Below are 16,856 nucleotides of genomic sequence, written 5' to 3' on the forward strand. Positions count from 1 at the left end.
GGACGCGAGTGGGAGGATGGCCGCGTGAGCACCACCCCCGACGACGCACCTGCCCCACCGCGCGCGGTGTTCCGCATCAGCCCGCTCGTGGTGCTGGTGGCACTGACGCTCGCCGTCTGCGTCACGCCGGTCGCGACCGCCGGCCCGTACCTGTGGCTGGTCTACCTGCTCCCGATCGGGGTCGTGGTGTGGACGCTGCGCGTGCGCACCGTCGCCGATCCGGACGCGGTGGTCGTGCGGCGGGTCGTCGGCGGGCGCCGCGTGTCGTGGAGCGACATCACCTCGATGCACCTCGGGAAGGCCCGCAACCCGGCGAGCGCGCGGATCAGCGCGGTGCTCGCGGACGGTTCCGAGGTCACCCTGCCCGCCGTGCACGTCCGCGACCTGCCCCGCCTCGCCGCGGTGAGCGGCGGCCGCCTCCCCGACCCCACGGCCGAGGGCGAGTAGACCCGCAGCCGTGATGTCGGCGACCACCGTCGGGCGCCGGTCCGGCGGGCGCGTAGCGTCGGGGACGACCCGCAGCGGCTCGACCGGGTGACGCCCCCGGCCCGGCCGCGCGGAGCGCCGCGACGCCCGGTGTGCCACCGCTCCCGGCCGCCCGCGCGCACCTTCCGGCTCAGCGAGAGGAAGAACCGTGCCGGCACTCCGGTCCCGCGTCACCACCCACGGCCGCAACGCCGCCGGAGCGCGCTCGCTCTGGCGCGCCACCGGCATGGGCGACGACGACTTCGGCAAGCCGATCGTGGCGATCGCCAACTCCTACACCCAGTTCGTGCCCGGCCACGTGCACCTCAAGGACCTCGGTGACCTCGTCGCCGAGGCGATCCGCGAGGCGGGCGGGGTGCCGCGGGAGTTCCACACGATCGCCGTGGACGACGGCATCGCGATGGGCCACGGCGGGATGCTGTACTCGCTGCCGTCGCGCGAGGTGATCGCCGACGCCGTCGAGTACATGGTCAACGGGCACGCGGCCGACGCCCTGGTCTGCATCTCCAACTGCGACAAGATCACTCCGGGCATGCTGAACGCCGCGATGCGGCTCGACATCCCCACGGTGTTCGTCTCCGGCGGGCCGATGGAGGCCGGCAAGGCCGTGGTCGTCGACGGCGTGGCGCAGGCGCCGACCGACCTGATCACCGCGATCTCCGCGTCCGCGTCCTCCCAGGTGGACGACGCCGGGCTGAGCCTCGTCGAGCAGTCCGCGTGCCCCACCTGCGGCTCGTGCTCGGGGATGTTCACGGCCAACTCGATGAACTGCCTCACCGAGGCGCTCGGGCTCGCGCTGCCCGGCAACGGCTCCACGCTGGCCACGCACGCCGCACGCCGCGACCTGTTCCTCGAGGCGGGCCGCACCGTCATGGCACTGGCGAAGCGCTGGTACGACGAGGACGACGCGTCCGTGCTGCCGCGCAACATCGCCACCCGCGACGCGTTCGAGAACGCGATGGCGCTGGACGTCGCGATGGGCGGCTCCACCAACACGGTGCTGCACATCCTCGCCGCCGCACAGGAGGGCGAGATCGACTTCGCGCTCGCCGACATCGACGCGGTGTCACGGCGCGTGGCGTGCCTGGCGAAGGTGTCGCCGAACTCGAACTACCACATGGAGGACGTGCACCGGGCCGGCGGCATCCCCGCCATCCTCGGCGAGCTGTGGCGCGCCGGGCTGCTGCACACGGACGTCCACGCCGTGCACTCCCCCTCCCTGGAGCAGTGGCTCTCGGAGTGGGACATCCGCTCCGGGTCGCCGTCGGAGAAGGCGGTGGAGCTCTTCCACGCCGCGCCGGGCGGGGTGCGCACGACGGAGGCGTTCTCCACCGACAACCGCTGGTCGTCGCTGGACACCGACGCCGAGAACGGCTGCATCCGCGACGTCGCGCACGCCTACACCGCCGACGGCGGCCTCGCGGTGCTGCGCGGCAACATCGCCCCGGACGGCGCGGTGATCAAGACGGCGGGCATCCCCGAGGACATCTGGCGCTTCGAGGGCCCGGCCCGGGTCGTGGAGAGCCAGGAGGAGGCCGTGTCGGTCATCCTCTCCAAGCAGGTCCAGCCCGGCGACGTGCTGGTCGTGCGTTACGAGGGCCCCGCAGGCGGGCCCGGCATGCAGGAGATGCTGCACCCCACCGCATTCCTCAAGGGCGCCGGCCTCGGCGCGAAGTGCGCGCTGATCACCGACGGGCGGTTCTCCGGCGGCTCCAGCGGCATCTCGGTGGGACACATCTCCCCCGAGGCGGCGGGCGGTGGCGCCATCGGCCTCATCGAGGACGGCGACACCGTGCTCATCGACGTCCGCGCGCGCCTGCTGGAGGTCGGGGTCTCCGAGGAGGTGCTGGCCGAGCGCCGCGCCAAGATGGAGGCGAGCGAACGGCCGTGGCAGCCGAAGCACCGCGACCGCCCGGTGAGCAAGGCCCTGCGCGCCTATGCGGCCCTGGCCACCAGCGCCGACCTCGGCGCGGTCCGCCGCGTCCCCTGACCTAACCCGGGCGCTCTTCGCGCAGCGCCGGGCCGAGCGCGTCCAGGGCACGGGCCGCGGTCTGCACCATCTCGGTCACCCGCTCGACGCCGAGGTGGTCGGCCGCGAAACCCAGGTACTGGACGTGCACCTGCACCTGGGCCCAGAGCCGTTCCACCTCGCCCGCGCCCCCGGCGGGTACGGACGCCCCCTGCGCCGCCAGCGTGGCGTGGTCCAGCCCGGCCGGCGCGACGCGGGCGTTGCCCCAGTCGATCAGCACCGCGCCGCCGTCGGCGAGCAGCACGTTGCCCTTGTGCGCATCGCCGTGGGTGAGCGTGTGCGGGAGCAGCGCGAGCGCGGCGCGCAGCCGGGCGTCGACCGACCACGCCTGGAGCAGGTCGGCGACCTCGGCGAACCGCGCGTCACCGGTGCGGTCGCGGGCGCCGCGGACGGCCGGCAGCGTGTGCGTCGCGATCATGTCCCGCCACCAGCGGGCGTCCACGACCGGCACCCCGCGCGGCCGGCGCCCCCGCCAGTGGGCGTGCACCCGGCGCAGCATCGCCCACACCGCGGCGGGCACGTCGCCGGCGTCGTCGAGTGCGGGCCCGTCGTAGAACGGCATGACCAGCCAGGACCCGTGCGCGTCCCGGCCGGCGGCCAGCAGCCGCGGGCGATCGACCCCGGGCACCACCGCGAGCGCGCGCATCGCGGCCACCTCGCGCGGGTGGGTGCGCTTGACGACCACGGCGGCGCCGGAGTCCAGCGCGACGCGCTCGACGGCGGCCGCGACGTACCCGCCCGCCAGCGGAGCCCGGCCCGTCACCGCGACCGGCGCTCCCGCCCACCGCGCCGCGGCGGGCAGCCATGCGGCGTCCGGCGGTGGGGGCGTCACCGCAGGAGCAGGAGCACCAGCACCGCGGCGGCCACGCCGACCACGAGCGCGAGCACACCCCACGGCGCCGGGCGGCGGTGCCAGGTGCGCCCGTTGTCGAGCGCGATCCGGCCGGGGCCGGTGAGCACGAGCGCGGCCGCGGCCAGCCCGAGCACCACGTCGAGCTCGACGGCTCCCGCACCCGCGGGCGAGGCGATGAAGAACCCGTTGCCGAACTTGAGCGCCACCGAGTTGATCATGATGGCGAGCAGCCCCGCCGCGGCCAGCGGCGTGGCGACCCCGAGCACCACGAACGCGCCCGCCACCAGCTCGGTGACCCCGGTGACCCAGGACAGCGTCACCGCCTCCCGGAAGCCGAAGCCCTCCAGCACCTGCGCGAACCCGTCGATGCCCGGCCCGCCCCACAGCCCGAAGACCTTCTGCATGCCGTGGGCGAAGAACGTGCCGCCGACGCCGAAGCGCAGCAGCAGCAGCCCGACGTCGGTGCCGCGGTTCCAGGTGAGCTCGCGACGGTTCGGCCGGGTGGGGGCCGGATCGGTGTCACCGAAGCTCCCCGCGTTCGGGAAGACCGACGTGGGGTGCTCGCTCATGCTTCCGGAGCGTAGCCCCCCGACGGCGGGCCCGGTGGCTACTCACCGGCCGCTCACCCGCTGCCGCCTAACCTGGGGCGCGTGGGAGGACGGGTGCGGCGTGCTGCGGCCGCGGCGCTGCTCGGGCTGCTGCTCGCCGGGTGCGCCACCTTCCCCGAGCAGGGCCCGCGGGAGTGGCACGAGCAGCTGGAGGGCGCGGGCGAGCTCGGCGGCCCGCCGGTGGTGCCCGAGCCCTCGCCCCCACCACAGACACCGCCGCAGCCCGGGCAGGAGGGCCAGGGCGGCGAGCAGCAGCAGCCGTCGGGCTGCGAGGACCCGGACCCCCAGGTCGTGGCCACCTGCCTCGACCCGGTCGGCGCGATCGCCGTGCTCCCGGACGCCGAGACGGCGCTCGTCGGTGAGCGGCGGACCGGCCGCGTGCTGCGGGTGCAGCAGGACACCGAACCCGAGCTGGTGGCCACCGTGCCCGTGGACCCGAGCGGCGGTGGCGGCCTCACCGGCCTCGTGCTCTCGCCGTCGTTCGTCGAGGACCAGCTCGTCTACGCCTACATCACCACCCCGCAGGACAACCGCGTCGTCCGGCTCGCCGCGAACGACCCGCCCGAGCCCGTCCTCACCGGCATCCCGCGCGGCGCCACGAACAACGGCGGCGCGCTCGCCGTCGACGACGACGGGTCGCTGCTCGTCGCCACCGGCAACGCGGGGCAGACCGACCCCGCGCCCGCGTCGCTCGCCGGGAAGCTGCTGCGCATCGACGCGCAGGGCCGCCCCGCCGACGGCAACCCCGACCCGGTCTCGACGGTCCTGAGCTCCGGGCTGCAGGCCCCCGGCGGGATCTGCGTCGACCCGGCGCGCGGCACGGCGTGGATCACCGACCGGCGCGCGGGCGAGGACGCCCTGCACCTGGTGGTGCCCGGGCCGCTGCCGGCCCCGGCGTGGCGCTGGCCCGACCGGCCTGGCGTGGCCGGGTGCGCGGCGCTGGACGGCACCGTGGCGGTGCCCCAGGTCCAGTCCGAGTCGCTCTTCGTGATCCGCTCGGACGTCAACAACCTGTTCGTCGGCGCACCCGAGCAGCAGCTCCAGGGGGCCTACGGCCGGATGTCCGCGGCCACGATCGCGCCCGACGGCCTCGTCTGGCTGGGGACGATCAACAAGGCGGGGGGCGAGCCGGTGCCCTCCGACGACCGCGTCATCCGGATCCAGCCCCTCTCGGCGGGCGGCGACAACCGGCAGTGAACGCCGGCCCGTTCGAGTGATCGGGGAACTGGACTAGCCGAGGGCCTCGATGACGATCTCGGCGGCCGCGCGCCCTGCGTCGCAGTCCGCGCTGCTGTTGACCTGCACGGTCGCCCCGAGCGCCGGGTCGGGCGGCGCGTCCCACCGCACCCCGATCCGGCACGAGTACGAGGAGTCGCCGGTGCGCTGCACCGCCGTCCGGCCACCGACCTCGACGACAGCGTTCTCGGGCCCCGGCACCACCTCGTCGAACGGGTCGACGGCGAAGGAGATCGTCACCACCTGATCGCCGAGCACGACCGCGCAGAACGACGGGCTCGGCATCTCCCGCAGGTGCACACCCGCGGCGCCCGGGGCGAACCGCCGCGTCAGCTCGGCGGCCGGAGCGCACGGGTCCCGGTCGGCCAGCGGGAAGGGCCGGACGGCCCCACCGCCCGGAGGCAGGTCCCACCCTTCGACGACCTCGGTGACGTAGCGCTCGGCGACCTCGCACGGGGGGGCCTCCGGCGGGGCTGCCGCGCTCGTGCGGACGTGCAGCTCGACGGCGAACCGATCGCTGACCGGCAGCCGGACCTTGCACTCGTCCTCGTCGGCGGTCCGGACCCGGTACAGGGTCCGGTCGGCCACCGTGACGGCGGCCAGCGGGTCGCGGTCGGCGCGGTCGAACGGGCTGCCCGCCCGCAGCCGGGCCGACCACGCGTCACTGGTGAACCCGCATTCCGCGACGTCGGGGTCCGGTTCGCCCGCGCCGAAGACGCGCGCTGCGGCCGCGGTGTCCAGCAGCGCGCACATGTCCCAGCCCCGGTAGCCGGCCAGCTCGGCCGCGATCTGCTCCAGCTCTGCGCCGCTGACCGGGACGTCGCCGATGCGGTGCGGGGGCGGCGCAGGGGTCGTGGTCGGTGCGGGCGTGACCGTCGGAGCCTGCGGTTGCGCCGGCGGGCTCCCGCACGCGACCAGCGCCGCCGCGAGCACCCCGCACCACGCCCACCTCGAACCCACCCGAACCCCCCAGCCCGATCCAGTGCCCCCAGGCGCGGAGCTCGCCGGGCTCCGCCGCAGTCACGTCAGCTGCAGCGCTCGATCACCAGCTCGCGCACGCGCTTGGCGTCGGCCTGCCCCTTGGTCGCCTTCATGACGGCCCCGACGATCGCACCGGCCGCCGCCACCTTCCCGCCGCGGATCTTCTCCGCGACGTCGGGCTGGGCGGCGAGCGCCTCGTCGACGGCTGCGATCAGGGCGCTGTCGTCGGAGACGACGGCGAGCCCGCGCGCGGCCACGACCTCGTCGGGCTCGCCCTCGCCGGCCAGCACCCCGTCGACGACCTGGCGGGCGAGCTTGTTGTTCAGCTCCCCCGACGCGACGAGCGCGATCACCCGGGCCAGCTGTGCTGGCGTGATCGGCAGCCCGGTCGGCTCGACGCCGCGGGTGTTGGCCTGCTGCGTCAGGTACGACACCCACCACGAGCGCGCCTCGCCCGCGGGAGCCCCGGCCGCGACCGTGGCCTCGATCAGCTCCAGCACGCCGGCGTTGACCAGGTCACGCATCTCGGCGTCGCTGATCCCCCACTCGGCCTGGATCCGGCGGCGGTGCTCCCAGGGCAGCTCGGGCAGCGTGGCTCGCAGCTCCTCGACCCACTCGGCGGGCGGCGCGATCGGCACGAGGTCGGGCTCCGGGAAGTACCGGTAGTCCTCCGCCGTCTCCTTGGTGCGGCCCGGCGAGGTGCTGCCGGTGCTCTCGTCGAAGTGCCGGGTCTCCTGCACCACGCGCTCGCCGGCGAGCAGCACCCCGGCCTGGCGCGTCATCTCGTAGCGGACGGCGCGCTCCACCGACCGCAGCGAGTTGACGTTCTTGGTCTCGCTGCGGGTGCCGAGCACCCCCGAGTCGCGCGGGGACAACGACAGGTTCACGTCGCAGCGCATGGACCCCTGGTCCATGCGCACGTCGGAGACCCCGAGCGCCCGCAGCAGGTCGCGCAGCGCCGTGACGTACGCGCGCGCCACCTCGGGCGCCCGCTCCCGCGTGCCCGGGATCATCTTCGTGACGATCTCGATCAGCGGCACGCCTGCCCGGTTGTAGTCCAGCAGCGAGTACTCCGCGCCGTGGATGCGCCCGGTGGAGCCGCCGACGTGCAGCGACTTGCCGGTGTCCTCCTCCATGTGCGCGCGCTCGATCTCCACGCGCACGACCGAGCCGTCGTCGAGCGGCACGTCCAGGTACCCGTCGACGGCGATGGGCTCGTCGTACTGGGAGGTCTGGAAGTTCTTGGGCATGTCCGGGTAGAAGTAGTTCTTCCGCGCGAACCGGCCCCACGGGGTGATCGTGCAGTTCAGGGCCAGACCGATGCGGATGGCCGACTCCACGGCCTTGCGGTTGACCACCGGCAGCGCACCGGGAAGGCCCAGGCACACCGGGCAGACCTGCGTGTTCGGCTCGGCGCCGAACGTGGTGGGGCAGCCGCAGAACATCTTGGTCTGCGTGTTGAGCTCGACGTGCACCTCGAGCCCGAGCACGGGGTCGAAGCGCTCGACCACCTCGTCGTAGGGCACCAGCGTGGGCGCGGTCATCACGACACCTCCGGAACGCGGTCGAGCAGCGGGCCACCGTCCTCGGCGTTGCGCGCGGCCTCGTACGCCGCCGCCACCCGGTACATCACGGCCTCACCGAGCGCGGGGGCCATCACCTGCAGCCCCACCGGCAGCCCGTCGGCCAGCCCGGAGGGCACCGACAGGGCGGCGGTGCCCGCGAGGTTGGTGGGGATCGTGGCCAGGTCGTTGAGGTACATGGCCAGCGGGTCGTCGACCTTGTCGCCCAGCGGGAACGCCGTGGTGGGCGTGGCCGGCGAGACGAGCACGTCGGCCTGGGTGAACGCCGCCGCGAAGTCGCGCGCGATGAGCGTGCGCACCTTCTGCGCCTGCCCGTAGTAGGCGTCGTAGTAGCCCGACGACAGCGCGTAGGTGCCGAGGATGATCCGGCGCTTCACCTCGGGGCCGAAGCCGGCCTCGCGGGTGGCGGCCATGACCTCCTCCGCCGACGCGCCCTTGTCGACGCGCAGGCCGTAGCGCATGGCGTCGAAGCGGGCGAGGTTGGACGACACCTCGCTCGGCATGATCAGGTAGTAGGCCCCGAGGCCGTACTCGAAGTGCGGGCAGGAGACCTCGACGAGCTGCGCGCCGAGCTTCTCCAGCTGCCGCAGCGCCTCGTCGTAGGAGGCCCGCACGCCGGCCTGGTAGCCCTCGCCACCGAGCTCGCGGACGACGCCGACGCGCAGCCCGGACAGGTCACCGTCGGCGCCGCGCCGCGCCGCCTCGACGACGGCGGGCACCGGCTGGTCGATCGACGTGGAGTCCATCGGGTCGTGCCCGGCGATCACCTCGTGCAGCAGCGCGGCGTCCAGCACGGTGCGCGCGCAGGGCCCGCCCTGGTCCAGCGAGGACGCCGCGGCGATCAGCCCGTAGCGGGAGACGCCGCCGTAGGTGGGCTTGACGCCCACGGTGCCGGTGAAGGCGGCGGGCTGGCGGATCGAGCCGCCGGTGTCGGTGCCGATGGCCAGCGGCGCCTCGAAGGCCGCCAGCGACGCGGCCGAACCGCCACCGGACCCGCCCGGGACGCGCGTGGTGTCCCACGGGTTGCGGGTGGGGCCGTACGCCGAGTACTCCGTGGACGAGCCCATGGCGAACTCGTCCATGGTGGTCTTGCCCAGGATCGTGATGCCGGCCGCGCGCAGCCGCGCGGTGACGGTGGCGTCGTAGGGCGGGCGCCAGCCCTCGAGGATCTTCGAGCCCGCCGTGGTGGGCATGTCGGTGGTGGTGAAGACGTCCTTGAGCGCCAGCGGCACGCCCGCCAGCGGCGACGCGGGTGCCGTGCCAGCGGCGAGCCCCTCGTCGACCAGGGCCGCCGAGGCCAGCGCCGAATCGTGGCCGACGTGCAGGAACGCGTGCAGGGTGGAGTCGACCTCCGCGATCCGGTCCAGGTGCGCCTGCGCCACCTCGACGGCCGACACCTCGCGCGTGCGGATCTTCTCGGCCAGCTCGGCGGCGGTGAGCCGGGTGAGCGCGCTCATGCCTCCTCCCCCAGGATCTGCGGCACGCGGAAGCGCCCGTCCTCCGCGGCCGGGGCGCCCGCCAGGGCGCGCTCCTGCTCCAGGCTGGGGCGCAGCTCGTCGGGGCGGAACACGTTCTGCAGCGGTACCGCGTGTGAGGTGGGCGGGATGTCCTCGGCGGCGACCTCGCCGACGCGGGCGACGGCGCCGAGGATCACCTCGAGCTGGCCGGCGAAGACATCGAGCTCCTCGTCCGTGACGGCGAGCCGGGCCAGCCGGGCGAGGTGCGCGACCTCGTCCCGGGTGATCGGCGCGGGTTCGGCGGACATGTCCCTCCAGGACGGTGTGCGTCGGCGGCCCGTTGGGGCGGGCGATGACCTGCGGATGAATGCCCGCATCGCGGACCCCACGAGTCTAGTGGTCCCCGCCGGGAGCCCTCTGCGTATATCGGACTTCCGGCGGGGCCACTGGTCGCGGCGGGGGTCGGGCCCGTCGATCGCATCCACGTGTTGTGCCGAACCGGCCGTGGCCTGACAGAATCTCCGGGGTTGCCGCCGCGCGGACCGCCCCCGCCGGCACGAGCTCCCCCACGGCGGAGGGGCCAGGCGAAGGGCGTTGTGCGAGAGGACGTGTGGTGTGTCGTTCCTGCTCCGGGTCGTGCTGCCGGACAAGCCGGGCAGTCTCGGAGCCGTGGCCACGGCGCTCGGCAACGCCGGCGCCGACATCCTCGGCGTCGACGTCGTGGAACGGGCCCACGGCCACGCCATCGACGACCTGGCGGTCGAGCTGCAGGCAGGCCGGCCGCCGGACGTGCTGATCACGGCCGCCGAGTCCGTGCCCGGCGTGGAGGTCGAGTCCGTGCGGCCGCACTCGGGGCGGCTGGAGACCCACCACGAGCTGGAGCTGATCGACCAGATCACCGGCGACCCCCGCAACGGGCTGCAGCTGCTGGCCGACGGCGTCCCGCGGATCTTCCGCGCCGGATGGGCGCTGATCGCGGTGCGGGACGGCGAGTCGTCCTACCGGCTCGCGCAGAGCGCTGCGGCGCCCGAGACGCGCGCCGGCGACCTGCCCTGGCTGCCCCTGGAACGCGCCACCGTGCTGGACCCGGCCGTGCACTGGATGCCGGAACCGTGGAGCGCGCTCGACACCGAGCTCGCGGCGGCGCCGTTCGGGCCGAAGGCGCGCGCGCTCGTCGTCGGGCGGCCGGGTGGGCCGGCCTTCCGCCCGTCGGAGCTGGCGCGCCTCACCCACCTCGCCGGGATCGTGACGACCGTACTGGGGCCCTAGGACCATGGACCGTCCCTGGTCGCGCGTGCCGAGCTGGGTCGGCGCCGCGCTGCGGCCCGAGCTCGCGGGCACCATCGACGAGATCATCACGGCGGTGCGGGCGGAGGTTCCCGAGTACGCGCGGCCGCTCACCGGGCGTTTCGGCAGCCGCATCACCGAAGGCGTCTCCGTGGCGCTGGGGCAGTTCGTCGACCTGCTCGGGCGCGACGAGTCGCTCGGCGACGCCAGCGTCTACCGGGCACTGGGCCAGCTCGAGCACCGCGAGGGCCGCACGCTGGCCGCGCTGCAGTCCGCCTACCAGGTCGGCACCCGGACGCTCTGGCGCCAGCTCGGCACCAGCGCCACCGCCCGCCAGCTGCCGCCCGAGGTCATCTTCAGCCTGGCCGAGGCGCTGTTCGGCTACATCGAGGAGCTCAGCGCCGCCTCGGTGGCCGGGTGGGCCGACGAGGAGGCCAGCCAGGCGGGCTCGCTGCAGGCCCGCAGGCACGCCCTGGTCGAGCTGCTCGCCCGGCCCGGCCCGACGCAGGCGCCGGAGCTCGAACGCGCCGCCGCGGCGGCGGGCTGGACGGTGCCGGCCCGCGTCGCCGCGCTCGTCGTCGAGGACGCGGTGGCCGTCGCCGCCCGCCTGCCCGGCGCGGTCGGGGCCGACCTGGACCCGGCCGGGCTCGTCGTCGTCGCCGCCCGCGGCGAGCCCGACGCCGCGTGGCTGGACCGGGTCCGCGCCGCCACCGGCGAGCGGAAGGCCGTGCTGGGCCCCGTCGTCGAGCCGGCGCAGGCGCACCGGTCCGCCGGTCTGGCCCAGGCCGCGTGGCCGCTGCACGCGTCCGGACGGCTGGACGCGGGCGCGCACCTCGTCCGGGCCGACGAGCACCTGCTCGCCCTCCTGCTGGCGGCCACCCCCGAGCTCTCCGCCGCGCTGGCCGCACGCGCTCTCGCCCCGCTGCACACGCTCCCGGCCGGTGCGGCCGCCCGCGCGGAGGAGACCCTGCGGGCCTGGCTGGACGCGCACGGCGACGTCAGCGCGACGGCCGCGGCGCTGCACGTGCACCCGCAGACGGTCCGCTACCGCCTCGCGGGACTGCGCGAGACGTTCGGCGGCGCGCTGGACGACCCGGCCGCCCGGCTGGAGATCGCCGTGGCCCTGCGCGCCCCCGCCTGCGACCGCCCCGCCTGACGCCCCGACCGCACCTTGGAGCCATCCTGCGGTCGGGAACCCCGTCCGGACCGCACCTTGGAGCCGAGGTGCGGGTGTCAGGGCGGCGCGAGCCCGCGCAGGACGATGTCCAGGCCGCGGCGGAACTCCTCGTCGGGAGGCACCGCTCGCGCGTCGCTCGCGGTGCGGGCGAGCAGCGGGTAGTCGTCGGGAGGCAGCTCCGACAGCACGATCGTGCCCGGTCCCGACAGTGCGGCGGAGTGCTCGCTCTGCAGGAACCCCAGCAGGTAGCCGATCAGGGTGCGCTGCGCGAGCACCCGGTCGACGCCTTCGTGGCCGCCGTCGGTGAGCACCGCGAGCATGGTCTCGATCAGACGCAGTGAGCCCGGCGCGGCCTGCCGGTGCCGCAGCACCAACGGGACCACGGCGGGGTGCCGCGCCACCGCCACCCGCAGCCGGTCCAGCAGCACCCGGACGCGGTCCTGCCAGCAGGCATCGGGTAGCGCGAGGTCCACCGAGCGGAGGACGTGGTCGACCACGAGCAGCTCGAGCGCCTGGCGGTCGGCCACGTAGCGGTACAGGCCCATGGTCGCCACCCCCAGCTCCCGCGCGACGGCGCGCATCGTCAGAGCCGGGAGGCCGTCGCGGTCGACGACGGCGAGGGCGGCGGCGACCAGCTGGTCGTCGGTGAGGGAGCGGGGCCGGGGCACGGCTTGACAGCGTACAAGGTACGCGCATACTGGTCGTACGCGTACTGCGTACACCTAAGGAGCCCGTGCCGTGCCGCCTCCCACCGTCGTCCCCGCCCGCACCCTCGACACCGTCGCCGGCGCACGCGTGCCGGTTCCCGCCCCGGACCACCTGGTGCACCTGCAGTTCCGCCGGTTCGCCGGGTGCCCGGTGTGCAACGTGCACCTGCGCTCGTTCGCCACCCGGCACGCCGACGTCGTGGCCGCGGGCATCCGCGAGGTCGTGGTGTTCCACTCGAGCGCCGAGGCGCTGCGCCCCTTCACCGCGGACCTGCCGCTCGACGTCGTCGCGGACCCCGGCCGCGACCTCTACCGGGAGTTCGGGGTGGAGTACGGGCCACGGGCCCTGCTCGACCCGCGCGGCTGGCCGGGGATCGCGCGGGCGGTCGCGCAGGAGGTGCGGGCGATCCGCGGTCGCGAGCGCCCGGCCGCCCGTGCCCACCCGGAGGACGGCCGTCTCGGCCTGCCCGCCGACTTCCTCATCGCCCCCGACGGACGGGTGCTCGCCCGCAAGCACGGCGCCCACGTCGACGACCAGTGGTCGGTCGACGAGCTGCTCGCGCTCGTCCCGGCGGGTGAGCGCGCATGATGACGATCGAGGTGTTCGTCACCGGCCCGACGCTCACCGCGGAGGCCGAGCACGATCTCGGCGACCGCGTCCTGCGGGCGCTGACCACCGAGGACGCGGCACCGGACACGGTGATGGACGGGGCCCGCGAGTTCATCCACGTCCTGGTCTCGCAGCCACGGACCTGGGTCACCGGAGGCCCGCCGCCGGACGCGGCGCCCCGCTACCTGGTGCGGCTCACGGTGCCGGGCTCCTGGAGCAACGGCGAGTTCGCCGACCACGTCGTGCCGCTGGTCACCGGGGCCATCGCCGCCGCCGAGCCGGACCCCAGCCGGCTGCACCGCGAACCGCATTGCGTCGTGCAGGTCGTCGGCCTGCGCGAGCACTGCGTCGGCACGCTGGGCCGGACCACGACGAGCACCGAGATCACGCGCCTCATGACCCAGGGCTTCCGCGAGTCCGGCGAGCGTCCGGTCGCCCCCGAGGGCAGCACGATCGACCCCGTCTGCGGGATGCGGGTCGAGTGGGACGCGGCGAAGTTCACGCTCACGCACGACGGCGTCGACCACGCGTTCTGCGCCCCGTCCTGCCGCAAGGTCTACGCCGAGGACCACGGACTGACGTGAGGGCGGGGCGTACTCACGAGTATCGGTTGCCCATCGCTGCGTCCGCAGCCATGGACAACCGATACCGGCGGGTAGGGGTCAGCCCGCCAGGCGGGCCGGGGCGCCGACCGGCTTCGGGCGGACCGGGAGCGGGGTGACCTCGGTCTTCGGGCCGCCACCGGGGAAGGCGAGGCGGGCGATCTTGCGCACCACCTTGCCGTACTGCCGCGGCAGCGGCCCCGTGGTGTAGGGGAGGCCGTAGCGCTCGCAGATCTCCCGCACCTTGGGCGCGATCTCCGCGTACCGGTTGCTCGGGACGTCGGGGAACAGGTGGTGCTCGATCTGGTGGCTCAGGTTGCCGGTCATGATGTGGAAGAGCTTGCCCCCGGACAGGTTGGCCGAGCCCAGCATCTGCCGGATGTACCACTGCCCCTTCGTCTCGCCCTCGAGCCGCTCCTCCTCGAACGTCTCGGTGCCGTCCGGGAAGTGCCCGCAGAAGATCACCGCGTGCGACCAGACGTTGCGCACGATGTTGGCGGTGAGGTTCGCGGCCGCCGTCTGCAGGAAGCCCGGGCCGGACAGCAGCGGGAACAGCACGAAGTCCTTCGCGAACTGCTTGCGGCTCTTGCGCCAGAACGTCTTCAGGTCGGCCCTGGCCTCCGCCCGCGTCTTCGTGCCGTCCTTGACCTTGTCGAGCTCGAGGTCGTAGAGCGCGATGCCCCACTCGAAGATCAGCGACAGGCCGAGGTTGGTGAGCGGCTGGAACAGGTTGGTGGGCTTCCACTCCTGCTCCGGGGTGATGCGCATGATCGTGTACCCGAGGTCGCGGTCCTTGCCCCGGATGTTGGTGAACGTGTGGTGCTCGTAGTTGTGCGTCCGCTTCCACGCCTCGGCGGGGGTGGCGTGGTCCCACTCCCACGTCGTCGAGTGGATCTTCGGGTCGCGCATCCAGTCCCACTGCCCGTGCAGGACGTTGTGCCCGATCTCCATGTTGTCGAGGATCTTGGCCACCGAGAGCGCCGCGGTACCCGCGATCCAGGCCGGCGGGAACCGCGAGAAGATCAGCATGCCGCGGCCGCCGACCTCGAGGGCCCGCTGGACCGCGATCACGCGATGGATGTACTGGGCGTCGCGCTCGCCGAGGCTGCCGACGACCTCGGCGCGGATCGCGTCGAGCTCGGCACCGATGGCCTCGACCTGCTCGTCGGTGAGATGCGCCGCGGCGCTGGGGGTGTCAGGCATGTTCGCTCCTACAGCTCGATCTCGACGTCGCCCGCGGCGCCCGAGACGCACGTGCGGACGCTCTGGCCTGGGGTGTCGTGCACCTCGCCGGTGCGCAGGTCGGCCACGCCGCCGGAGCGCAGCGCCCCGACGCAGGTGTGGCAGATGCCCATGCGGCAGCCGTTGGGCAGCAGTGCGCCTGCCGCCTCGCCCGCGGCGAGCAGCGGGGTGCCCGGCCCGGCGTCGGCCGTGATCCCGCTGGTGGTGAACGTGACGCGACCACCGGATCCGGTGTCCGAGGCCGGCGTGGGCGCGACGAAGCGCTCGAGGTGCAGCGCCTCCGGGTCGCCGAAGCGGTCCCAGTGCGTCGTCAGCGCGTCCAGCAGCCCGGCGGGGCCGCACGCCCACGTCTGCCGGGCCGCCCAGTCGGGCACGTCGTCGGCGAGCGCGTCCGGCGTGAGCCGCCCCTCGACGGCCGTGTGCCGCTCGACGAGGCGCATCCCGGTGGCCGCCGCGAGCGCACGCAGTTCGAGGCCGAACACCAGGTCCGCGGGTGTGCGGTCGCAGTGCACGACGACGGCACCCTCGAGGGTCTCGGGCCGGGTGCTCGCGAGGTCGCGCAGCATGCCCATGACCGGCGTGATCCCGCTGCCCGCCGTGACGAACAGCAGCTTCTCCGGGACCGGGTCCGGGAGCACGAACTCCCCCGCGGGGGGCCCGATCCGCAGCAGCGCGCCGACGGGGGTGCGGTGCGCGAGCGCTCCCGACACGGTGCCACCGGGCACCGCCGTGACCGTCACGGCCAGTAACGGGTCCGACGGGCAGGAGGTCGCGGAGTAGGTGCGCCAGTGCCACACGCCGTCGAGCCGGGTTCCGATCCCGACGAACTGACCGGCCCGGTGCGTCGTGTGCGCCCGGCCGGTGCGCAGCAGCAAGGTGGTCGTGTCCGCGGTCTCCCGCCGGACGCCGACCACGCGCGCGTGCGGCTCACTCGTGGACCACACGGGGTTGAGCGTGCCCAGCAGATCGTCGGGCACAAGCGGTTGGGTGAACCAGCCCGCGGCGACGCGGGCCCGTCTGCCGAAGTCGGCCAGAACTCCCATGTGGCTGACGATATTGCGCGCTTCCCACACAGGGCCACGGCGTCGGCCACGGCGGACGGCCGAATTCTGTGGCGGATGCCAAAGGCTGCGGATCTCGCAGCGATCGGGCCCGCCGGTACCCGCGAACCGGCTTCCCCACACGCCGTGCGGCCGTGTGCCGGGTCTCGCGGCTCCCCGCGCCGGGCGCTCAGACCCGGATCCGCAACGCCTCCGAGACGAGGTGGTCGTTGCCCGTGGCGAGCCAGCCGCGCGGCGTGACGAGCACGTCCTCGAAGCCGATGCGGGTGTCGATGCCCATCCGCATCGCGTACTCGAGCACGGGCCACGCGCCCGTCTCCTCGCCGTGGATCAGCACCGGGACCGGCAGCGTGCCGAGCGCGCGCAGGATGCGGACACCCTCGGCGACCGCGGTCTCCGGGTCGGACACGGTGGACTCGGCGAGCACCCGTGTGGTGCCCTGCGGGACCCCGTTGTTGCGCAGCGTGACGGCGTCGCCGCTCGTCCACACGCCGAGCTCCACGCCGATCCCGACGGCACGGGCCGCGGCGCAGACGTCGATCCAGCCCTTCTCGTGCACGTTGACCGAGCACACGTCCGGCTTGCCGACGCCCAGGTGCCCCCAGGCGTAGACCGCCTCGATGCGCTTGCGCGGATCGGGCTGGATCCACCGGCCGGTGGTGACCCCGATCTCCATCCCGGGCACCTGGGCGCGGATGGCCGCCACCGTGTCGCCGACGTAGATCGGGTCGAGCGTCTCCTGGCCGTCGGGGGCACGCGGGTGCACGTGGACGGCGGTGATGCCGAGCTCGGCGACCGAGCGCGCGTCGCGGGCGAGGTGCCGGGCGATCACGGGGAGAGCGGGGTGCGCGTCGGCGGGGCGCGACCCGTTCAGAACCGCCTGCAGCACGCCGACACCCCCATTCCCCGGCAAGCCTATCCGTCGAACGGCGGGCGT

Annotated in this window: 17 protein-coding genes; 7 read left to right on the top strand and 10 right to left on the bottom strand. The window is 74.5% G+C overall.

Annotation, left to right across the window (positions count from 1 at the left end; translation table 11 throughout):
* The first annotated feature begins 24 nt into the window (after nucleotides 1–24).
* The gene (locus FB558_RS08140; RefSeq protein WP_170231233.1) at nucleotides 25–447 is read left to right on the top strand and encodes a PH domain-containing protein; all 423 of its coding nucleotides are present in this window, start codon (nucleotides 25–27) and stop codon (nucleotides 445–447) included.
* A 187-nt stretch (nucleotides 448–634) separates the two neighbouring features.
* Nucleotides 635–2,476, top strand: a complete 1,842-nt coding sequence (gene ilvD / locus FB558_RS08145) for a dihydroxy-acid dehydratase (protein ID WP_142049819.1) — start codon at nucleotides 635–637, stop codon at nucleotides 2,474–2,476.
* A 1-nt stretch (nucleotide 2,477) separates the two neighbouring features.
* Here ilvD and FB558_RS08150 read toward each other — a convergent pair whose 3' ends face one another.
* Together FB558_RS08150 and FB558_RS08155 are read right to left on the bottom strand one after the other, a co-directional pair.
* Nucleotides 2,478–3,347, bottom strand: a complete 870-nt coding sequence (locus tag FB558_RS08150; RefSeq protein ID WP_142049821.1) for a phosphotransferase — start codon at nucleotides 3,345–3,347, stop codon at nucleotides 2,478–2,480.
* Nucleotides 3,344–3,937: a DoxX family protein gene (locus tag FB558_RS08155; protein ID WP_142049823.1), complete on the bottom strand. Its 594-nt coding sequence runs from the start codon at nucleotides 3,935–3,937 to the stop codon at nucleotides 3,344–3,346. Before FB558_RS08155 ends, FB558_RS08150 begins: the two co-directional genes overlap by 4 nt.
* 81 nt (nucleotides 3,938–4,018) lie before the next feature.
* On the opposite strand from FB558_RS08155, the gene FB558_RS08160 reads away from it, so the two are divergent.
* Nucleotides 4,019–5,173, top strand: coding sequence for a PQQ-dependent sugar dehydrogenase (locus FB558_RS08160; RefSeq protein ID WP_246106309.1), 1,155 nt, complete (start codon nucleotides 4,019–4,021; stop codon nucleotides 5,171–5,173).
* A gap of 33 nt (nucleotides 5,174–5,206) precedes the next feature.
* On the opposite strand, the gene FB558_RS08165 is transcribed toward FB558_RS08160, so the two are convergent.
* The 4 genes from FB558_RS08165 to gatC all read right to left on the bottom strand — a co-directional run bounded on the left by FB558_RS08165 (nucleotide 5,207) and on the right by gatC (nucleotide 9,541).
* Nucleotides 5,207–6,172 carry a DUF3558 family protein gene (locus tag FB558_RS08165; RefSeq protein ID WP_142049827.1) on the bottom strand — a complete coding sequence of 322 codons (966 nt, stop codon included), beginning with the start codon at nucleotides 6,170–6,172 and terminating at the stop codon, nucleotides 5,207–5,209.
* Between the two features lie 65 nt (nucleotides 6,173–6,237).
* On the bottom strand, nucleotides 6,238–7,737 hold the full coding sequence (gene gatB / locus FB558_RS08170; protein ID WP_142049830.1) for an Asp-tRNA(Asn)/Glu-tRNA(Gln) amidotransferase subunit GatB: 1,500 nt from the start codon (nucleotides 7,735–7,737) through the stop codon (nucleotides 6,238–6,240).
* Complete coding sequence (gatA, locus tag FB558_RS08175; RefSeq protein ID WP_142049833.1) at nucleotides 7,737–9,233, bottom strand: Asp-tRNA(Asn)/Glu-tRNA(Gln) amidotransferase subunit GatA; 1,497 nt, start codon at nucleotides 9,231–9,233, stop codon at nucleotides 7,737–7,739. The genes gatB and gatA overlap by 1 nt, the downstream gene beginning before the upstream one ends.
* Nucleotides 9,230–9,541: an Asp-tRNA(Asn)/Glu-tRNA(Gln) amidotransferase subunit GatC gene (gene gatC / locus FB558_RS08180; RefSeq protein ID WP_142049836.1), complete on the bottom strand. Its 312-nt coding sequence runs from the start codon at nucleotides 9,539–9,541 to the stop codon at nucleotides 9,230–9,232. Before gatC ends, gatA begins: the two co-directional genes overlap by 4 nt.
* A gap of 307 nt (nucleotides 9,542–9,848) precedes the next feature.
* Between gatC and FB558_RS08185 the strand changes: the two genes are divergently transcribed.
* Both FB558_RS08185 and FB558_RS08190 read left to right on the top strand, forming a co-directional pair.
* Nucleotides 9,849–10,502, top strand: a complete 654-nt coding sequence (locus FB558_RS08185; protein ID WP_142049839.1) for an ACT domain-containing protein — start codon at nucleotides 9,849–9,851, stop codon at nucleotides 10,500–10,502.
* Between the two features lie 4 nt (nucleotides 10,503–10,506).
* Entirely contained in the window at nucleotides 10,507–11,676 is a 1,170-nt protein-coding gene (locus tag FB558_RS08190; protein WP_142049842.1) for a helix-turn-helix domain-containing protein, read from the top strand.
* A gap of 77 nt (nucleotides 11,677–11,753) precedes the next feature.
* On the opposite strand, the gene FB558_RS08195 is transcribed toward FB558_RS08190, so the two are convergent.
* Complete coding sequence (locus FB558_RS08195; protein ID WP_142049845.1) at nucleotides 11,754–12,365, bottom strand: TetR/AcrR family transcriptional regulator; 612 nt, start codon at nucleotides 12,363–12,365, stop codon at nucleotides 11,754–11,756.
* Nucleotides 12,366–12,435: 70 nt separating this feature from the next.
* On the opposite strand from FB558_RS08195, the gene FB558_RS08200 reads away from it, so the two are divergent.
* The gene (locus FB558_RS08200) at nucleotides 12,436–12,993 is read left to right on the top strand and encodes a peroxiredoxin-like family protein (RefSeq protein ID WP_142049848.1); all 558 of its coding nucleotides are present in this window, start codon (nucleotides 12,436–12,438) and stop codon (nucleotides 12,991–12,993) included.
* A complete protein-coding gene (locus FB558_RS08205) occupies nucleotides 12,990–13,598 on the top strand; it encodes an ATPase (protein WP_142049850.1) in 609 nt (202 codons plus the stop codon). The genes FB558_RS08200 and FB558_RS08205 overlap by 4 nt, the downstream gene beginning before the upstream one ends.
* 78 nt (nucleotides 13,599–13,676) lie before the next feature.
* Here the strand turns inward: FB558_RS08205 and FB558_RS08210 are convergent, their stop codons facing one another.
* The 3 genes from FB558_RS08210 to FB558_RS08220 form a co-directional block, all read right to left on the bottom strand.
* Nucleotides 13,677–14,819: a fatty acid desaturase family protein gene (locus tag FB558_RS08210; RefSeq protein WP_142049853.1), complete on the bottom strand. Its 1,143-nt coding sequence runs from the start codon at nucleotides 14,817–14,819 to the stop codon at nucleotides 13,677–13,679.
* 8 nt (nucleotides 14,820–14,827) lie between these two features.
* A complete protein-coding gene (locus FB558_RS08215) occupies nucleotides 14,828–15,901 on the bottom strand; it encodes a ferredoxin reductase (protein ID WP_142049856.1) in 1,074 nt (357 codons plus the stop codon).
* A gap of 187 nt (nucleotides 15,902–16,088) precedes the next feature.
* Nucleotides 16,089–16,808, bottom strand: a complete 720-nt coding sequence (locus FB558_RS08220) for a 3-keto-5-aminohexanoate cleavage protein (protein WP_142049859.1) — start codon at nucleotides 16,806–16,808, stop codon at nucleotides 16,089–16,091.
* Nucleotides 16,809–16,856: the final 48 nt, after the last annotated feature.

The sequence above is a fragment of the Pseudonocardia kunmingensis genome, assembly GCF_006716445.1.
GTDB lineage: Bacteria > Actinomycetota > Actinomycetes > Mycobacteriales > Pseudonocardiaceae > Pseudonocardia > Pseudonocardia kunmingensis.